The organism is Gluconobacter sp. P1D12_c (assembly GCF_018812105.1).
Taxonomy (GTDB): Bacteria; Pseudomonadota; Alphaproteobacteria; order Acetobacterales; family Acetobacteraceae; genus Gluconobacter; species Gluconobacter oxydans_A.
In genome coordinates this window covers 142,699-159,491 of sequence record NZ_JACSIQ010000002.1, presented here as the reverse complement: position 1 = coordinate 159,491, position 16,793 = coordinate 142,699, and the positions used below count along the sequence as shown (strand labels likewise).

Genomic DNA, 16,793 nt, shown 5'->3' with positions numbered 1-16,793 from the left:
AGTGCCTCAAAAAGGTGGGACTCTTGTCTTTGCGACGGAACGCGAGCCTTTGTGCCTTGATCCCCATGTCTATGGGGACATGCCCCAGGTTTATATCGCCGAACAATATCTGGACCGGCTCGTTTCCATGGACGAACAGGGCGCTATTTACCCGTGGCTGGCAACGTCATGGGAGATTACGGACGGCGGACTCACATATATCTTTCACCTCCGTCATGACGTGACCTTCACTGATGGAACAAAGTTCGATGCAGCGGCCGTAAAGCGTAATCTGGACCATATGGTGGACCCCACCACCCAGTCGGGGACTGCAGGGGGTTATATCCGCCAATACACCCGAACCGATATTCTCGATCCCTATACCGCAGCAGTACACCTGTCTTCGCCATACTCAGCGTTTCTGAACGTTCTGGCGCAGGGTTTTCTCGGAATTGAGTCCCCCACAGCGTTGGCACGGCCTCGCGACGTGAACTGCCAAAGCCCTGTGGGGTCTGGCCCCTTCATTATCACCCATTGGGATCATCAGAGCGAGGTCGTTCTCAAGAGAAACCCAGCCTATGCATGGGCTCCTCCTACCGCACGCCATCAGGGACCAGCATGGCTTGAAGGTATCGTCTGGCGCTTCGTTTCCGAACCGTCAGTCCGTTTTGCCATGCTTCAGGCAGGTGAAGTTGGTGTGATTGATAGCGTACCCCCTGAGGGCGAAACGCCGGCAAAAGCCAATCCGGACATATCATTACTGATGGCAGATCGACCGGGAAATCCTACTAACGGAACCTTGAATACGCTTCGGCCGCCATTTGACGACATCCGTGTCCGTGAAGCGTTCATTCGGTCCGCAGATATTGATGGGGCATTAGGCAGTATATTTTTCCATCATTATGAGCGTGCTGGAGGACCTCTAAGTCCTTCCACGCCAGATTATAGTCCGGATTTCGAGCATACCAAGAACTACGATCCGAGACGTGCCAATACACTTCTGGATGACGCGGGCTGGAAAAAGCGCGATCGCGATGGATATCGGATGCAGGACGGAAAAAGACTGACCGTACATATCCCGATCTCTACGGTTCTTGCACCTGCAGATCGCACTCTTTGGGAGCAGGTACAGGCCACAGCACGCCAGACAGGCTTTGATGTCCGCCTAGAGCCTTTAAGTGAGACTGCGAATATCGCACGGAGTGACGATTGGGATTATGACGTGCGGATTGGGTATTGGAACACAAATACCCCGGATGTCCTTCGCATCGTCTTCGGATCTGCTTTTACCAACCATTTCCGGCACGGCATTCATCAGAATGCTTCAGGCTATAGCAGCCCGATTTTCGATAAGGTCGTGGAACAGGCACTGGCCACGCAAGACCAGCAGCAACGAAAAGCGTTTTATCAACAGGCTCAAGAGATCATTGCCAAGGCACAGCTTCAAATCACGACGTATTCGCAGACCACACGTCTAGGGGTGTTCAGCAATGTCCACGGTGTACGCATCGAGCCATCATTACGCGTCATCAATTTTCATGATGCCTGGATGACGCCATGATGAAACACTTGGCTTCTCGGCGCCTGATCGGTCGGATTGGTTTGAGTCTCGGCATGCTGTTCGCATCTGCCACACTGACATTTCTCGCGGTACGTATGATGCCTGGTGATCCGGCAACGATCATTCTCGGTGGGGCCATGGCCAACCCCACACCGGGTGCGGTCGCAGCGATCACAATGGAGTACGGCCTCGATCGCCCCCTCATCGTGCAATATGGTTTCTATATATGGCGTCTTCTGCACGGGGATTTGGGCGTCTCCTTCAGCCAGCATCTGCGTGTTGCGGAAGTTTTACGCCAGCAGATGCTACCAACGCTGGCACTGGCATCCATTTCTCTACTCCTCGCATGGACGCTCGCACTGCTGTCAGTGTTCTGCACAGTCCGGCGCGGAAGAGTACTCTCGACCGTCGGAGCCTGTTTCGACATCTCCGCTGCAGCACTTCCGCCATTTTGGCTTGGAATTGTGCTGCTATGGGTATTCGCGTTCAGATTACACCTGCTACCACCTGCTGGAAGCTCATCGCTAACCTCACTCATCATGCCGGCATTCTCTCTCGCCCTTCCCTTGGGCGGATTTCTGGCACAGGTCACGCGTGAGTCTTTGGAAATTGCCCTCGATCAGCCTTTCATTCTCAGCGCAAGAATGCGGGGACTTAGTCTGGGGCAGGTTTTGCGTCGTCATGCCCTGCGTCACGCACTTCTTCCGGGTATCGCACTCTCAGCATGGGCTCTCGGCGCTCTTCTTGGTGAGACTGCGGTCATCGAAGCCATATTTTCACGTAAGGGGCTTGGACGCACATTGGTCTATGCCGTTTCCGCGCAGGATATGCCCCTAACAACGGGCATCGTTCTGTTCGTCACGGTCGCATACATATTTGCCAGCCTGGGTATCGAGCTCATCTATGAACTGGTTGATCCGCGCCTCGCTACATCTCGTGGGCGGAGAGTCTCGCCATGACCATAACCGCAAAGAGGCTCATGGCATGGAAGCAGATTCCCATTGCGGTCCTTCCTGCATCTGGCTTTCTGGTGTTCCTTTTGGTGTCAGCCATCATTCCCAATGCGATCCGCGCAACTGATCCCTATGCCATAGCACCACGGCATGCTTTCTTATCCCCAGACTGGAGCCACCCTTTCGGAACAGACCAGTCTGGCCGGGATATTTTGACACGTGTCATCCACGGTACACGCCAATCTCTGCTTGTGGGAGCAGGGGCTGTCGCAATCAGTTTTTCCGGTGGGATTATCCTAGGATTGGCAGGTGGGCTTGGCCCTAGATGGCTTCAGAAAAGTATTGGCGCGATCATAGATGTGCTGTTTTCGTTTCCCGCCCTGATACTGGCGCTTCTCTTCTCTGCAAGTCTTGGGACAGGGGCAGGACCGCTGGCTTTGGCCATCGGGATCGCTGCGACACCTGGCTATGGCAAGATGGTTTTTAGTCAGGTTCTATCAGTCCGATACTCCGGATACGTTGAGGCCGCTCGTGCCCTTGGTCACACGCCGTTCTCCATCGTTCAGCGGCATATTCTTCCCAACGCACTTCGCCCGCTCATTGTGACCGCCACCATGGGCGTGGGCCAAACAATTGTCTGGGCGTCAGGATTATCTTTTCTGGGGCTTGGAGCACCGCCACCCACCCCGGAGTGGGGAACCATGATGTCCATGGGCCGCGACTTCATCGCTGATGCCTGGTGGCTCACTCTCTTTCCCGGCCTTTTCATCGTGCTGACTGCGCTGTCCACAACAATTGTCGGGCGCTTCTTACAACGTCGCCTCGAAGGCAGACCCTCGTGAGGTACTCACTATGACCGGACAGGACCTGACGGTTGAAAAGCTTTCCATATCATTTGGTGGAAAGCAGGTCGTACACGACCTCTCTTTTCAAATAACGCCTGGCAAAATTCTAGCCATGGTGGGTGAGTCCGGATCGGGCAAAAGCGTAACCGCGCGCAGTCTCGTCGGGTTAGCGGGCGAGCAAGCTCAGGTTACAGCAGGGAGCCTTCGCCTTGGTGATGATGATCTCCTTAGACTGGATGAGGCTAGCTGGGGCGTGATTCGTGGGCGGAAGATAGGGTTCGTCCTTCAGGATGCGCTGACATCACTCGATCCGTTACGAACAGTCGGGCAGGAAATAGAAGAATCCCTGATGGCAGATGGTAAGTGGCGCGGCTTGCGTAATCGTGCAGCGCGTCGAAAGCAGGTGCTGGAGCTTTTTAAAAGCACATCTGTGCCAGAACCTGAAATACGTGCACGGCAACGGGCCGATGAACTCTCTGGAGGACTTCGGCAAAGAGCGCTCATCGCCTCTGCAATAGCTCTGAACCCAGGGATAGTAATTGCTGATGAGCCAACGACTGCGCTGGATGCCAGTGCGGTCTCCCGTGTCCTCGGCCTGTTTCGTGACCTGAAAAATGCGGGTCATGGAATATTGTTGATCAGCCATGACATCGAAGCGGTGTCTCAGGTCGCTGACTCGATCATCGTCATCAAGAACGGGCAAATGATAGAGCAGGGCGAGACTGAGCAAATTTTGCGCCATCCTTCGCAGGATTACACGCGCTTGTTACTAAGTTCGGTTCCGAAGAAAAACCATAACTCCCCGCAACCTTCAACTCTGCAAACGAACGACGAGACCCCGTTACTCGTCGTGAATGATATCGTCAAAAGCTATCCTAATACGACTAGTGCATCGAGGCTCGCAGTAGATCATGTCAGTTTTACCCTTCGAAGAGGCAAAACACTCGGCATTTTGGGTGAATCTGGCTCAGGGAAGACGACAACAGCACGGATCGTCGCCGGGTTTCTGGAACCTGATAGGGGGAATGTATGGTTTGACGGGAGATTATGGAGCGGAGTTCAAGCGAAGACCAATCGAAGTGTTGAAGAACATGAGCGCCGACCGTTTCGACATGAAATGGGTATCGTTTATCAGGACCCACTCAGTTCCTTCGATCCACGCTGGACTGTTCAGCGTATTCTTACTGACGCTCTAAAAGCCAGTGCCATCCCACATGCCGAGCATAATGATCGCATTGCGGCTCTTTTGACATTAGTGCGGCTAACACCAGATATATCCCGTCGGTTTCCTCTTCAACTTTCAGGCGGCCAACGTCAGCGCATCGCAATTGCACGTGCCATCGCGGGAAATCCCAAGATGATCGTCTGTGATGAACCGGTTTCAGCACTTGACGTCTCAGTTCAGGCACAGGTGCTGGAACTGCTCACAGAGCTACAAGAACGCCTCAATATCTCTTATTTGTTCATTTCTCATGATTTGGGCGTCATTCGTCAGATCAGTGACGACGTCCTTGTAATGCAGAATGGTCGCGTAGTGGAGACCGGACCGACACAACAGGTCTTTGAAGCGCCACAGCATAACTTCACGCGGCTTTTACTCAATTCAAAATTGCCGGATTATGTATAGTAAAAAGGCAAGCTCCACTTTTTTTGGAGCGCCCTTAAGGTGATTCTAGCAATAATAATTTCAATCTAAACGGGATTATTATAAGAGCTCATGCAAGGTATGAACCCGCCCGGTAGACGCAGGCATGAGGCAAGGCATTGAACGGGCGCGTTAAGCTTTCTGATATTTCAAAGAAAACCGGCCTGAACGTTTCCACAGTCAGTCGTGCGCTCTCAAATCCAGAGCGCGTGAGTGAGGAGACACGCCTGCTTGTTCAAGAAGTGGCCGCGCAACTGGGGTATGTCGGCAATGCCGCAGCTCGCAATCTAATCCTTGGAAAAACAGACACCATCATGGTGCTGATCCCGACCTTTCCAGGACAACCGATCTCGCCAGTTTTTACCGAAGTTCTTCGAGGGATTTGCGAAGAGGCGGAAGCTCATGGATTGAGCGTAATGCTGCAACAAAATCTAAGTCAGGCGGTCTCGTCTGACGATGCCACAAAATTTTTAAGAACTGGAACGGTGGACGGGGTATTACTTCTTGCAGCAGAAAAATGGACATCGCATCATGCTTTCAGACCGAAAGAACATGTCCTTCCTGTTATCAGTGTATTGAACGACTTGACATCTTATGGCCTTGTTAGCGTCGTAGCCGAGGAAAAGCAGGCATTCTCGGAAATTGTAGATCATTTGGCTGCACGCGGTCATCGTCATTTTGCTTTCGTTTCTGGACCACGCGAGACCACCCATGAGCAAATACGATTTCAAGCGACTACCAGTCACCTGAAAAGATTAGGCCTTTTAGCGGACCTCGTCAGACTGGAAGGGGGGCCATTCGATCTACAATCTGGGAAACGCGCTGCACAAGCATTTCTGAAACTCAGGACACGGCCAACGGCTGTCATCTGCTGCAGTGATTCATTGGCTTTCGGCTTCCTGCATGAGGTCCAAAATGCCGGGCTGAAGGTGCCTGCAGACGTAGCAATTGCAGGCTACGACGGTCTTGATTATACGGCCTTCACAACGCCTGCGCTCACAACATCCTCACAGCCATCTTCTGAGATGGGATGCGTTGCTGTTCGAATGTTAGGTGACATTTGGAACAAAAAAATACTGAATCCCACCCTTGCAGCGTTAGCGCCATCTCTTCTGGTGAGGCAGTCTACCTGAATAGGTATCTGTATTAAGCCGTAGCATTATGTAAAGTTGGCATCATCAAGATTGGTCCTGATGATGCCACAGGTTCTTTACTTTTTTTCTGTAGGAATAACCGTTGCCCCACTCTTTTTGAACTCTTCCACTAACAGACCGGAGGCAAGGTGAAATGCACGTTTTGCGTGGGCATATGGTAGCCATTGTCCCATCATGTTCCATGGCATGCCATTATTATACGTAGCGATAGCAACAAGTGTTTCGTTGTTAGAACCATCTACCGCAATGAGTTCTTCGCTAGCACCGCCTGGGAACGGCGGAGGAATGGGAGGCATACCACCTCCGGCGGCACCTGCGGCAAACCCTGCAACGACAGGAATAGCATTATAGTACCATTTGCTACGACGAATATTGGTAATCGCAGCGCGAATATGTATTGCGTCTGTGCAAGGTGCGCATGTCGATGCATCGACGACGTTATAGATCGTTCCGACCTGCTTTCTAATTTCTGTGGTGAACGCATCAGTCATACGTGCGGCTACTTCGGGCTTGAGGTGAGGCGCGTTGGCAACAGGGTGCCATGCAACAGGATCAATCACCGCAATTTTGTATTTAGAAGCCTCCAAGCCCGGCTTTACGTAGATATGGTCATCCACATGCCCTTTTTGGGGTGTCATTTCAGTGTAGGTCTCTTCCGGCAGAAAACCTGAATGCGTCACTTTCTGTCCAGCGCAGCCCGTTATGTCCAGAAACAGGAGTATGGAGGTTCCTAATTGCACGGTATTTTTCACTACTCGTAACACGGATATTTTCCTTCTACTAAGTTTGGTTTTGCGTTTCTATTTATAAAAAGAGAAAATATTGTTGTTCTTTCTCTTTAAGGTTTCCAGTTGGATTCGCTTACAAATCCTTTTTGCTGCGGATCCATGGCAAAGAAGAAATAGAGTAGAATAGATTCCTGTTGTGGCTCTGGAAGTGCTTTGAATTCGCGTGCGTGTATACCGTTTTTGCAACGGATGATCGTCTCCAGCGCAATTCTGAATTCTGGCCAAGAAAGACGACCATCATGATCTGCATCTAAGGACGCAAAGCCTGATTTCTGAACTACTTGTCTCAGGGCATTTATCTGGTGATTTAGCATGTACGGTGAACGCGAAACTCATCGCGTTGATGCAGAACAGATAGCCGAGAAATCGTAAGTAGGCCGCCATGGCGAATTTACAGCGCATCTGCTCAGCCATTTTTACCAAAAAAGGATGAAACAGATAATTCCATTGAATAAACCTCACCAGAATATAGACTACAAGAGAGGATTATCTCAAAGGCAATATCGAGGATCCTCTATGTCGTTAATCTACAAGATAAGGATTTCTAAAATATCTCTCTATTATTTCAAAATTGAAACACAATATAATATTTTTCTAAAATTAGAATGAATTATATTCGTATAATTTTTACTTGAAACTATTTTGATATGGGCAAGAAAATAGAACTTTGATTGAGCAGACTGACACGTACTTCAAGGCCGCCTTCGAGATGATTGCAAACATCAATTGAGCCGCCATGAGCCTGAACAATTGATAAAGCCGATGTAAGACCTAGGCCCACCCCGCCAGTTTCTCGGTTGCGGGATTTATCAACCCTAAAATAGGGATCAAATATTCGTTCGATCGCACTCTCAGGAATGCCAGGGCCTTTATCTCGAATGGAGACGATGTATCGCTCTTTGGTGCATATCAACTCTATCGTCGGCGGAGTAGCGTATTTGATCGCATTTTCTACCAGATTGGTAAAAACACGCTTGAGAGCAAAGGGTCGACCTTGGCATGTCGCGCGGACTGGGCCGATGTAGTTTATTGAAATATTCTGGTCCGCAAAATCATTGGCAATCGTATGCAAAATTCCGGGAAGATCAAATGTTGTAATATTTTCACTTATGGCATCGTCACGAAAGAAAGAGAGCGCGCCATCAATCATCACTTGCATTTCATCAACATCACGAAACAGCTTTGCCTGCTGTTCCGGGTCTTCGATGAACTCCCCTCTAAGACGGATGCGGGTCAAGGGCGTTCTCAGATCATGAGAAATCGCTGCGAGCATGGTTGTACGGTCAGCAATGAACTTCTGAATCTGTGTCTGCATGGCGTTGATCGTTCTTACAACCAACCGTAATTGCCGGGGCCCGGTCTCCGGAATGGGGGCAGTATATGGTTTAGCGCCGTAACGGCCCACGTCTTTTGCAAGTTTCTCAATTGGTTGAGATAGTTGACGGGAGGCAATAAGCGATACTGCGATGATCCATGACACGAGAATTGTGAGTTCTAAAAGAAGGCGTTCGCGGGCGTAAAAGCCCCAACTACGCACAAGCGCGGAGCAAAGGAGCCAGCTACCGTCCTGGAGTTGTAGAGCCAGGAAAGTCGCATTCGGGTATTTGCGCTTATCAACACGAATACCCTCAGCGGCAGAAACAGGGTTTTCTATCGAGAATGCATCAAGGCGCCGTGCTGTATTTCCGATGAATGACGAAATCAATTGTTCTCCGGACTGGACTTCTGACGGTTTGTAATGTGCCGTTTCAAGGGCCTTGGCGGTATTGCTTCCCGTTTCAAACCACTCAAACGTCAGCCTCTCAGTTGAAGCAGCACTAGAAAGCTTGACGCGATCAAACTGTGGGGCAGCACTGATTACGCGGCTTACTGTAGCGACTTCCTGTAAAAGTCCGGTTTGTTCAATATTAGGTGCTGCCCAATACCCCCCAAACATGAAGAATAACTGGAGCAAACCAATTGTCGTAGCGGCTGCAAGCGCAACAGTGGTTACGAGGCGAAGGGTAATGGTGTCTTCAAACCATAGGCGGCGTTTCATAAACGCTTGACCGCAGGGGAGAACAAATACCCTCCATTCCGAACAGTACGAATTACGGTCGGGTTTTTAGGGTCATCTTCAAGTTTATGCCGTAGGCGACTAATCTGCACATCGATGCTGCGGTCGTAGGCCGTGTGGTTCCGTCCCCGAGCAAAATCCAGAAGCTGATCTCTAGTAAGAACCCTCTGAGGGTGCTCTACCAGAGCTAACAGAAGCTCGAATTCTCCACCTGACAAGAGAACCAAGGCGTTATCCTCAGACCGCAGTTCACGGCGCGCGACGTCCAAGCGCCAGCCCCCGAATGCAAGGAGGGGACGGGCTTCATTCTCAGACGAAATCTCATGCTTGCCGGATGTTCGCCGCAAAACAGCTTTAACTCTGGCGAGAAGCTCACGTTGATCGAACGGCTTTGTCAGATAATCGTCGGCTCCGATTTCCAAACCGACAACCCGGTCCGTATGTTCTGCCATAGCAGACAGCATAATGACTGGTACATTCGATGACGTTCTCAGTCGACGACAGAGGCTAAAGCCATCTTCATTGCGTAGCATGATATCTAGAATGACCAGATCAACATTTCCTGCCGATATTGCGGAGAACATGGCTACGCCATCTTCAGCTATGGACACAGTATAGGAATGTCTACCGAGAAAGTTGGTCAGCAAGGCGAGAATGTCCTTGTCGTCATCAACGATAAGGAGATGAGGCATCACAGTCATCCAGTCTTGATAGCATGTGAGATCATCCTGATGATGTCTCTTATGTGAGTAAATTATTTCAGCACGGACATATTCCTCTCATTCACAATTTCCTTTTGCCTTTCAATCCATCAAGTCCCGTTGGATGTTTGAAAGGTATGGCATTTCTAAGCTGACATATTACGGACATCTCATCGAAAAGAAACGCTACTACAACGGCTAAAGGTACCCATTCCTTCAGGTGGGCCCGAAAAATTTGTAGAAAAAAGGTGCTATTATGCTGGGGCGAGTTGCGATTTTTAAGTTTAATTTTGGATACATGGCATACATAACCTTGTGCATAATGGATGTTATAAATAATCCATTTAATGCTTATATTTATTTTGGAAAATATAAGTTATCAGTAATATTATCGGAAAATTTTTTCTTGGATTTTATCCAACGCATCCCCGCAATATGCGCGTGTCGCAAGTACGGGAGCGCGTTAGAAATGACCTTGATAGCTCTTACTGTTTCTTGATCGGCAGGTGATGAAAGTCACGAGAAAACCATGTAAGGCCATGTTCGGCTTCAGGGTTGTTGTATATGGACTGAACTTCGCAAAAGAGCACATCATGTGTTCCGGCGCTATGTATTGTTCGTATCACACAATCAAGCGTTACAAGAGCGTCTGACAAAAGCGCAGCACCAGTTTCACCAATTTCCCACGTGCCGTGAGAAAATTTCTCTTGAGCATCAAGAGACCGGCTCGCAAATACGCGTGCCAGATCGCTGTGATTTGGCGACAACACACTAATTCCTACAATACCGTTCTGCAAAAAAGACTGATGCGATCGATTGCTGCGATTCAGGCAGACAAGCACTGTCGGCGGGGTATCGCTGACGCTACTAATGGCTGAAACCGTAAGTCCTTGGCGTCCACCAGGGCCGTCTGTCGTAACCAGAACGACTGGTGCTCCAAGTAGGCTCATTGCCTCGCGAAACTCTTCCTGACTAACCTGGGAAGAACTGTGCTCGGGAAACAACGCGGCGGCAGGGTTAAGTGACATAAAAACTACCTTTACTAGCTTTAGGGTTCAGGACGGCATATCTGCCGAAGAAATTGGTAAGGGCTTCACGACGCACCAAAAAGCCCGCTGTCTGTGGCCCTTCGGCTTTGCTCATTGGTCAGAAGCTGCCTGCACAAGTAGCTCCGCCAGATCTTGAGCCGCATCGGGCAGGCCGTTTCTTTGAATCAAAATTGTCTCGATTTCGGGGACTTCGGGAAGTAATCCGGCAGGAAGAGTAGAAAGTCCCTCCGCAGCAGCAAAGCGACGCGTTCGGCAACTGGCGCCCAAGCCGCTCCGGACACCGGCACGCATGGCTGGAAGGTGTGGCGTTTCGAGAACGATGCGATAATCACGGCGCGCCTTCGCTAGGGTTCCGAGTGCGGCGTCCCTGAAGCGGCAGGGCGGCTCTAGCAAAACCAGAGGAATCTCAGGCTGATCCAAAGTGCTGGGATCTCCTATCCAAACCATTTTATCATGCCCGACAATACGCCAACTCGAATTGGGACGATCGCCATGTTGGCCAAGGCACAGGACAATATCCAGCCGCGAACGGTCAAACATCTCCAGCAACTCCACTGACCCGCCTACGCGGATTGTCAGACGGCACCGGGGATGTTCCAGTCGAAAACGCGCCAACACATCCGGCAGGAGCGTGTCGGCAAAGTCCTGCACCATCCCAACGGTTATCGGCTCAGGATCAGAAACATGCCCAAGTTTATGCATGATGCGGTCATTGAGGGTGAGAAGCTGCCTGGCATATGCCACCAATTCTTCACCCGCAGGCGTCAGAACCAGCTTTCGTCCATCACGTCTGAACAGCTTTTGTTGAAGCACGTCTTCCAAACGCTTCATCTGAAGGCTTAAAGCTGACTGAGTCAGAAAAATGGTTTCGGTCGCCTGAGCCATGGAACCAGCTTCAACGATTGCAACAAAAGAACGTAGAAGCTCAGTCGGAACATTGCGTGCCATGCGCTGGGGCAGAGAAGGGGTGGACATAGCAACACTCCAAGGCGAACAAGCCATAAAACCATATTATATAGTTGTATTTATATTTTTCACTTGAGTCATGACGTACAAAAAGTGTATATTGTCAATACAACAATATAATATAGTTTTTTAAGGAGGCTGTGACGTGCCCGTGGATTTCACCGGCTTTGTTGGCAGTCGCAATCATTCAGAGATCATTCCGGCTCATGGCCCAATCATTGATCTTGCTCACGTTGAAGCTGCGGCAAAAACACATGAAGCAGCTGGTTTCGACAGGGTTCTGGTTGCCTGCCATTCAAACTCTCCTGACAGCATTCTGCTTTCACAGCACATTGCAGCCACGACAGAGCATCTTGGACTCATGGTCGCGCATCGTCCTGGCTTCACAGCTCCCACGCTTGCAGCCGGACAGTTCGCAACCCTTGATCACATCAGCCGTGGTCGTACCGACGTGCATATCATCACCGGAGGAAGCAATATTGAGCTCCAGGCTGACGGAGACCATACGACCAAAGCTGAGCGTTACGCACGGACGCACGAATATATAGAAATCCTACGACAAGAATGGTGCAGTCATTCCCCCTTTGATTATCAGGGCCAATTTTATCGCGTGAATGGCGGTCAATTACGCGTATTGCCTTATCAGGGCAACACGATCCCAATCTATTTTGGGGGCTCTTCAGACGAAGCCGTCGCCGGACAGCAGGCAGATGTCTATGCACTTTGGGGAGAAACGTACGAGCAAGTACGAGAGACCATCGCGCGCGTACGCGCTATTGTGGATAAGACTGGACGGACCATTCGTTTTTCGCTGTCGTTGCGTCCCATCCTAGCAGATACAGAAGAGAAGGCTTGGGCCAAAGCGGACTATATTCTTGCCAAAGCCCGGTCTCTTCAGAAGGAGACGGGTTACACCCGGGCCACATGCATTACAAATGAGGGGTCCCGTCGACTATTAGCAGCGGCTGAGCAAGGGGTGCGGCTAAATAAGCGCCTGTGGACCGGCCTTGCTGCTCTGACAGGGGCAAAAGGAAATTCAACGTCCCTTGTCGGAACGCCAGATCAGGTTGCTGATGCGCTTCTTGATTATTATCGCTTGGGAATCTCGACATTTTTGATCCGGGGTTTTGATCCAATCATGGATGCTTATGAATATGGCCGGGATCTTTTACCCAGAGTGCATACCTTGATTGAAAAAGAAGATCGCCTCACCGGTGAGACGAGGCTGTAAATTTAAAAAATAGACGAAGTTATTTCAATGCGGGAAAATAATAATGGTTACTGGATCCCAAAATATTAGCAGCTCTTCAAATGGAATTATTAAAAAAATTTCCACCTCCAACTTCGGATACCCGCACAAACTTTTGAAGAAGAACGTCTTCATCGAAAACAGCGCTTAGCCGCGACATTTCGATTATTCAGTCGATATGGATTCGATCAAGGCCTGGCTGGCCATGTTACCGCGCGAGATCCGGAGTTTCCAGATCGATACTGGATCAACCCCCTCGCTGTCCATTTTTCGCAAATCCGGGTTTCGGATCTTCAGTTGGTAGACCATGACGGCAATATCCTGATTGGAGAGCAACCTATCAACACGGCTGGATTCACTATTCATTCTGCGCTTCACCGTGCCAGATTAGACATCATTGCTGCAGCCCACACCCACTCGACATACGGAAAGGCCTTTTCCGCCGCCTTGGGAACCGAACTCCTTCCGATCACTCAGGATGCCTGCTCGTTTTATGAAGATCATGCAATCTTCAATCCTTTCAGCGGGGTTGTTCTGGATGACGGAGAAGGCGATCGCCTTGCGCGAACTCTGGGCAGCAAAAAAGCCCTCATACTGCAAAACCACGGTCTTCTGACCGCAGGACCTACCGTGGAAGCCGTAGCCTGGTGGTTTTTGGCCATGGATAACGCTGCACACACACACAGCTTCTGGCACAGGCTGCTGGCCCTCTAAAACTCATCGCACCAGACATTGCACGACTGACTGCCGGGCAAGTGGGGAGCGTAGAAGGTGCCTATTACTCGTTTCAGCCCCTGTGGGACTGGATTGTGGCCCTTGAGCCTGACCTTTTTGACTGACCCAAACGATTCCAACAAATCTAGTTTTGTTTTTTCAGTGCTTCGCGGCCAGCCGCCAGAAGAGCACTATCTCCCTGAGGCGTATGAATTCGCCCACATAGCACGTTTCGATAGTGGCGTTCCAAAGGATTATCTTGGCTTAGACCAGGATTCTCAATGGCTGCCACCGCCTTACCCACGGCAAGGATGGCGTTCTCAGTGACCGAGTGCTTGGTTAAACCCGCCAGTATGGTGATTTCCATACCTTGCTCTTGGAGCTGAAGGGCTTGGTCGATGAGGCCGGCATTAGAAAGGAGCAGTGCGTCGATTTCGCCAAGAAGAACCTCGAACCGCGGCAAAGTCGCTAGAGCCGCCCCTAGATTAGAAGGGACGCGCTGGTGCAGGAAGTTAATCAGCCAATTACGGGCCGCCACAGCAATACCATTATACAGCGAAGCAATAACAAGGGCATGCCAACTGGCGATAGCTACAGTAGGGCGCCCCTCATTTGACGCAGACGCTGAGAGCAGACCAAGGTATCGCTCTGGAATTTCCACATTATCAAAGATGATCGTATGGCTTCCGGTCGCGCGCATACCCATCTGGTGCCAGCTTTTCTCAATGCGGACACCTCGAAGGTCCAGCGGAACCAGGACAGGACCAACCTTGGGGTCAGTCTCGTCCGTTTTGGCCCAGACAATTCCCCATTGCAGAGCAGTCGAGCCTGTTGAGAAGATTTTGCAGCCGCTGATGCACCAGGTTTGTCCGCGCTGACTGACAGTCGTAGCTGGCAAACCGCCTCTGGCAGGCGTTCCTAACTCCGGCTCTACACGCAGAGCATTGATGAGCGCCCCCTCCTGAAGGACGCTCTCGAATAACTCCTGTTTGACCTCTTCCGACCACTCGAACGAATGAGCAAAAGCTGCAGTTTGAAGATACTGCATTGCCAGAATAAGAGCAGTTGACGGATCTCCTTGCGCGATCTGTCCGACAATCCTGGTTATCGTTCTCAGTGATATCTCTTGGCCGCCTGCGCTTCTGGGAAGAGCGAGCGATAAAAAACCCGCATCTTGAAGATCCTGAAGGTTCTCGAGAGAAATGTTGCCACTCCGGTCATACCGCGCAGCCCGCTCTTCGAACAATGGAATGAGCTTTTTGAGAACCTCGTCCACGCCCTCTGAGAGGCAGTGCTCTAAAAATGGCTCGTCACCCATGGGGGATCTCCGATCTCAGTCTGGCCGAGATTACAACATCTTTGACGGGACACGGAAACCGAGGGCTGAAAATATCCCGCACAACACACGCTCTTCTTTCTGGATTATCCCGTTACAAAAGCTGCACACGCCCGCGTGTCGGACAGAAAAGGTCGCGTGACGATCGTCAAGTCCTGTAAAATTCTCACATTTAGAATATTCATCTGACATCTCCGCGCAGAGTTGAAACAATCATTGCTTCTTTCGGTTGTGGAGCAAGCCAATGTCAGACACCGTCGTCTTGACCGAGACGCGAAGCGCCACCGAAGTTCCAAAAGGGCCATTGTCGTTTGCAAGCCTTGCGTCTTTGCGGAGATACGCGTCCCCCGTTTTTTTGGTCTGTTGCTGGCAGGCAGCGTGCTCCTCAGGTTTCTTGTCAACGCGACTTGTCTCATCTCCTGTTCAGATAGCTGTCACAGGATGGGCGCTCACCCGTGACGGAACATTGCCATATAATCTTGGTGTCTCCCTTCTGCGGGCTGCCAGCGGGTTAGGGCTAGCTCTCATTTTAGGCGTCTTGCTGGCTCTTATCTCAGGCCTATTCAAAGTAGGTGAGGACATTGTCGATGCGCCCCTACAGATATTACGTACCCTTCCTGCGCTGGCGCTGGTTCCGTTATTCATCCTGTGGTTTGGAATTGGTGAAACGCCTAAAATTCTGCTCGTCGCGCTAGGCGCCATATTTCCGATCTATCTGAATCTTCACAGTGGAATTCGCCCCATTGACCCTAAACTTCTGGAGATGGGGTCCACATTAGGCCTGTCGCGCTGGCAGACAATCAGGGACATTTTTTTACCGGGAGCGCTACCAGATTTCCTGACAGCCGTAGGGGTTTCCTGGATGATGCTTGTGGTTGCAGAGCAGGTGAATGCCGAAAGCGGGATTGGTCATATGATGATGGATGCGCAGGACTTCATGCGCACGGATATCATTCTGGTCGGGCTTCTCGTCTACGGGGTACTCGGTCTGCTGTCAGATCAAATTATCCGCTTTCTGGAAGCCATATTTCTGGCTTGGCGTCCCAGCAATGAAAAGAAGCGCACGACATGACTGCTTTGAAAACTGCTCCACAAGAGGCAGCGGTTAGCATCCAACAACTGACAAAGCGCTTCGACGGCGGCCCTCCCGTGTTGGATAGGCTCAATCTGGCCATAGCTCCAGGTGAATTCGTAGCGTTGCTCGGACATAGCGGCTCAGGAAAATCAACTCTCCTGAGAACACTTGCAGGACTTGATCCAGTGACAGAGGGCATTGTGACCAGGCCGCAACGCGTTTCGGTCGTTTTCCAGGAATCCCGGCTGCTGCCTTGGAAAAAGGTCTGAAAAAATATTGTTCTAGGCCAGGAAGATGCGGGTACTAGACAGCGTGCCGAAGTCGTTTTGGAAGAAGTGGGGCTGTCACATCGAACCAATGCATGGCCTGCGACCCTTTCCGGTGGTGAAGCGCAGCGGGCTGCCCTGGCCAGGGCACTTGTGCGGGAACCTGCCTTTCTCATGCTGGATGAACCCTTTGCGGCCCTTGACGCACTCACACGCCTGAAAATGCAGCAATTGGTCGTCGACCCCTGGAAGAAACATGGCTGCGCTGTTCTTCTTGTCACACATGATGTGGATGAGGCGCTGCTACTTGCAGATCTAGCCGTTGTGCTCGAACAGGGGCAAATCCGGGTCGATCTTCCAATCCCTCTTTCACGGCCGAGAAAACACTCCGACGGTGGTTTTGAGGCTCTCCGGACAACCTTGCTCAATGCGCTGGGTGTTCATGGCGTATGAGCG

General features: G+C 50.8%; 14 protein-coding genes and 1 pseudogene. 9 read left to right on the top strand and 6 right to left on the bottom strand.

The genetic code is table 11. The features are described 5' to 3' along the window. Position 1: 1 nt before the first annotated feature. The 5 genes from KP705_RS02670 to KP705_RS02650 all read left to right on the top strand — a co-directional run bounded on the left by KP705_RS02670 (position 2) and on the right by KP705_RS02650 (position 6,116). Positions 2-1,540: an ABC transporter substrate-binding protein gene (locus KP705_RS02670; protein ID WP_308267181.1), complete on the top strand. Its 1,539-nt coding sequence runs from the start codon at positions 2-4 to the stop codon at positions 1,538-1,540. After that, positions 1,537-2,499: an ABC transporter permease gene (locus KP705_RS02665; protein ID WP_046901800.1), complete on the top strand. Its 963-nt coding sequence runs from the start codon at positions 1,537-1,539 to the stop codon at positions 2,497-2,499. The genes KP705_RS02670 and KP705_RS02665 overlap by 4 nt, the downstream gene beginning before the upstream one ends. Continuing rightward, positions 2,496-3,335 (top strand): ABC transporter permease, encoded by an 840-nt coding sequence (locus KP705_RS02660; protein WP_046901799.1) that lies wholly within the window; start codon positions 2,496-2,498, stop codon positions 3,333-3,335. The genes KP705_RS02665 and KP705_RS02660 overlap by 4 nt, the downstream gene beginning before the upstream one ends. Before the next feature lie 10 nt (positions 3,336-3,345). Then, positions 3,346-4,965, top strand: a complete 1,620-nt coding sequence (locus KP705_RS02655; RefSeq protein WP_215763964.1) for an ABC transporter ATP-binding protein — start codon at positions 3,346-3,348, stop codon at positions 4,963-4,965. A 137-nt stretch (positions 4,966-5,102) separates the two neighbouring features. Further along, a complete protein-coding gene (locus tag KP705_RS02650) occupies positions 5,103-6,116 on the top strand; it encodes a LacI family DNA-binding transcriptional regulator (protein ID WP_215763963.1) in 1,014 nt (337 codons plus the stop codon). Positions 6,117-6,193: 77 nt separating this feature from the next. On the opposite strand, the gene KP705_RS02645 is transcribed toward KP705_RS02650, so the two are convergent. The 5 genes from KP705_RS02645 to KP705_RS02625 form a co-directional block, all read right to left on the bottom strand. Continuing rightward, positions 6,194-6,901 carry a DUF3313 family protein gene (locus KP705_RS02645; protein ID WP_308267180.1) on the bottom strand — a complete coding sequence of 236 codons (708 nt, stop codon included), beginning with the start codon at positions 6,899-6,901 and terminating at the stop codon, positions 6,194-6,196. 661 nt (positions 6,902-7,562) lie between these two features. Next, positions 7,563-8,963, bottom strand: coding sequence for a cell wall metabolism sensor histidine kinase WalK (locus KP705_RS02640; protein ID WP_215763962.1), 1,401 nt, complete (start codon positions 8,961-8,963; stop codon positions 7,563-7,565). Next, positions 8,960-9,682 (bottom strand): response regulator, encoded by a 723-nt coding sequence (locus KP705_RS02635; protein ID WP_046901794.1) that lies wholly within the window; start codon positions 9,680-9,682, stop codon positions 8,960-8,962. Before KP705_RS02635 ends, KP705_RS02640 begins: the two co-directional genes overlap by 4 nt. A gap of 485 nt (positions 9,683-10,167) precedes the next feature. Further along, entirely contained in the window at positions 10,168-10,710 is a 543-nt protein-coding gene (locus tag KP705_RS02630) for a flavin reductase (protein ID WP_215763961.1), read from the bottom strand. 111 nt (positions 10,711-10,821) lie between these two features. After that, positions 10,822-11,706, bottom strand: coding sequence for a LysR substrate-binding domain-containing protein (locus tag KP705_RS02625; RefSeq protein ID WP_052750087.1), 885 nt, complete (start codon positions 11,704-11,706; stop codon positions 10,822-10,824). A gap of 136 nt (positions 11,707-11,842) precedes the next feature. Between KP705_RS02625 and KP705_RS02620 the strand changes: the two genes are divergently transcribed. Then, positions 11,843-12,928: an LLM class flavin-dependent oxidoreductase gene (locus tag KP705_RS02620; RefSeq protein WP_046901792.1), complete on the top strand. Its 1,086-nt coding sequence runs from the start codon at positions 11,843-11,845 to the stop codon at positions 12,926-12,928. A 117-nt stretch (positions 12,929-13,045) separates the two neighbouring features. After that, a complete protein-coding gene (locus KP705_RS02615; RefSeq protein WP_235271843.1) occupies positions 13,046-13,660 on the top strand; it encodes a class II aldolase/adducin family protein in 615 nt (204 codons plus the stop codon). A 145-nt stretch (positions 13,661-13,805) separates the two neighbouring features. Here KP705_RS02615 and KP705_RS02610 read toward each other — a convergent pair whose 3' ends face one another. Beyond that, complete coding sequence (locus tag KP705_RS02610; protein ID WP_215763960.1) at positions 13,806-14,978, bottom strand: acyl-CoA dehydrogenase family protein; 1,173 nt, start codon at positions 14,976-14,978, stop codon at positions 13,806-13,808. Positions 14,979-15,240: 262 nt separating this feature from the next. Here KP705_RS02610 and KP705_RS02605 point away from each other — a divergent pair, with 262 nt between their 5' ends. Together KP705_RS02605 and KP705_RS02600 are read left to right on the top strand one after the other, a co-directional pair. After that, positions 15,241-16,068 (top strand): ABC transporter permease, encoded by an 828-nt coding sequence (locus tag KP705_RS02605; protein WP_080951523.1) that lies wholly within the window; start codon positions 15,241-15,243, stop codon positions 16,066-16,068. Beyond that, a pseudogene (locus KP705_RS02600) lies at positions 16,065-16,790 on the top strand (ABC transporter ATP-binding protein). The gene KP705_RS02605 and the pseudogene KP705_RS02600 overlap by 4 nt, the downstream one beginning before the upstream one ends. Positions 16,791-16,793 lie beyond the last annotated feature (3 nt).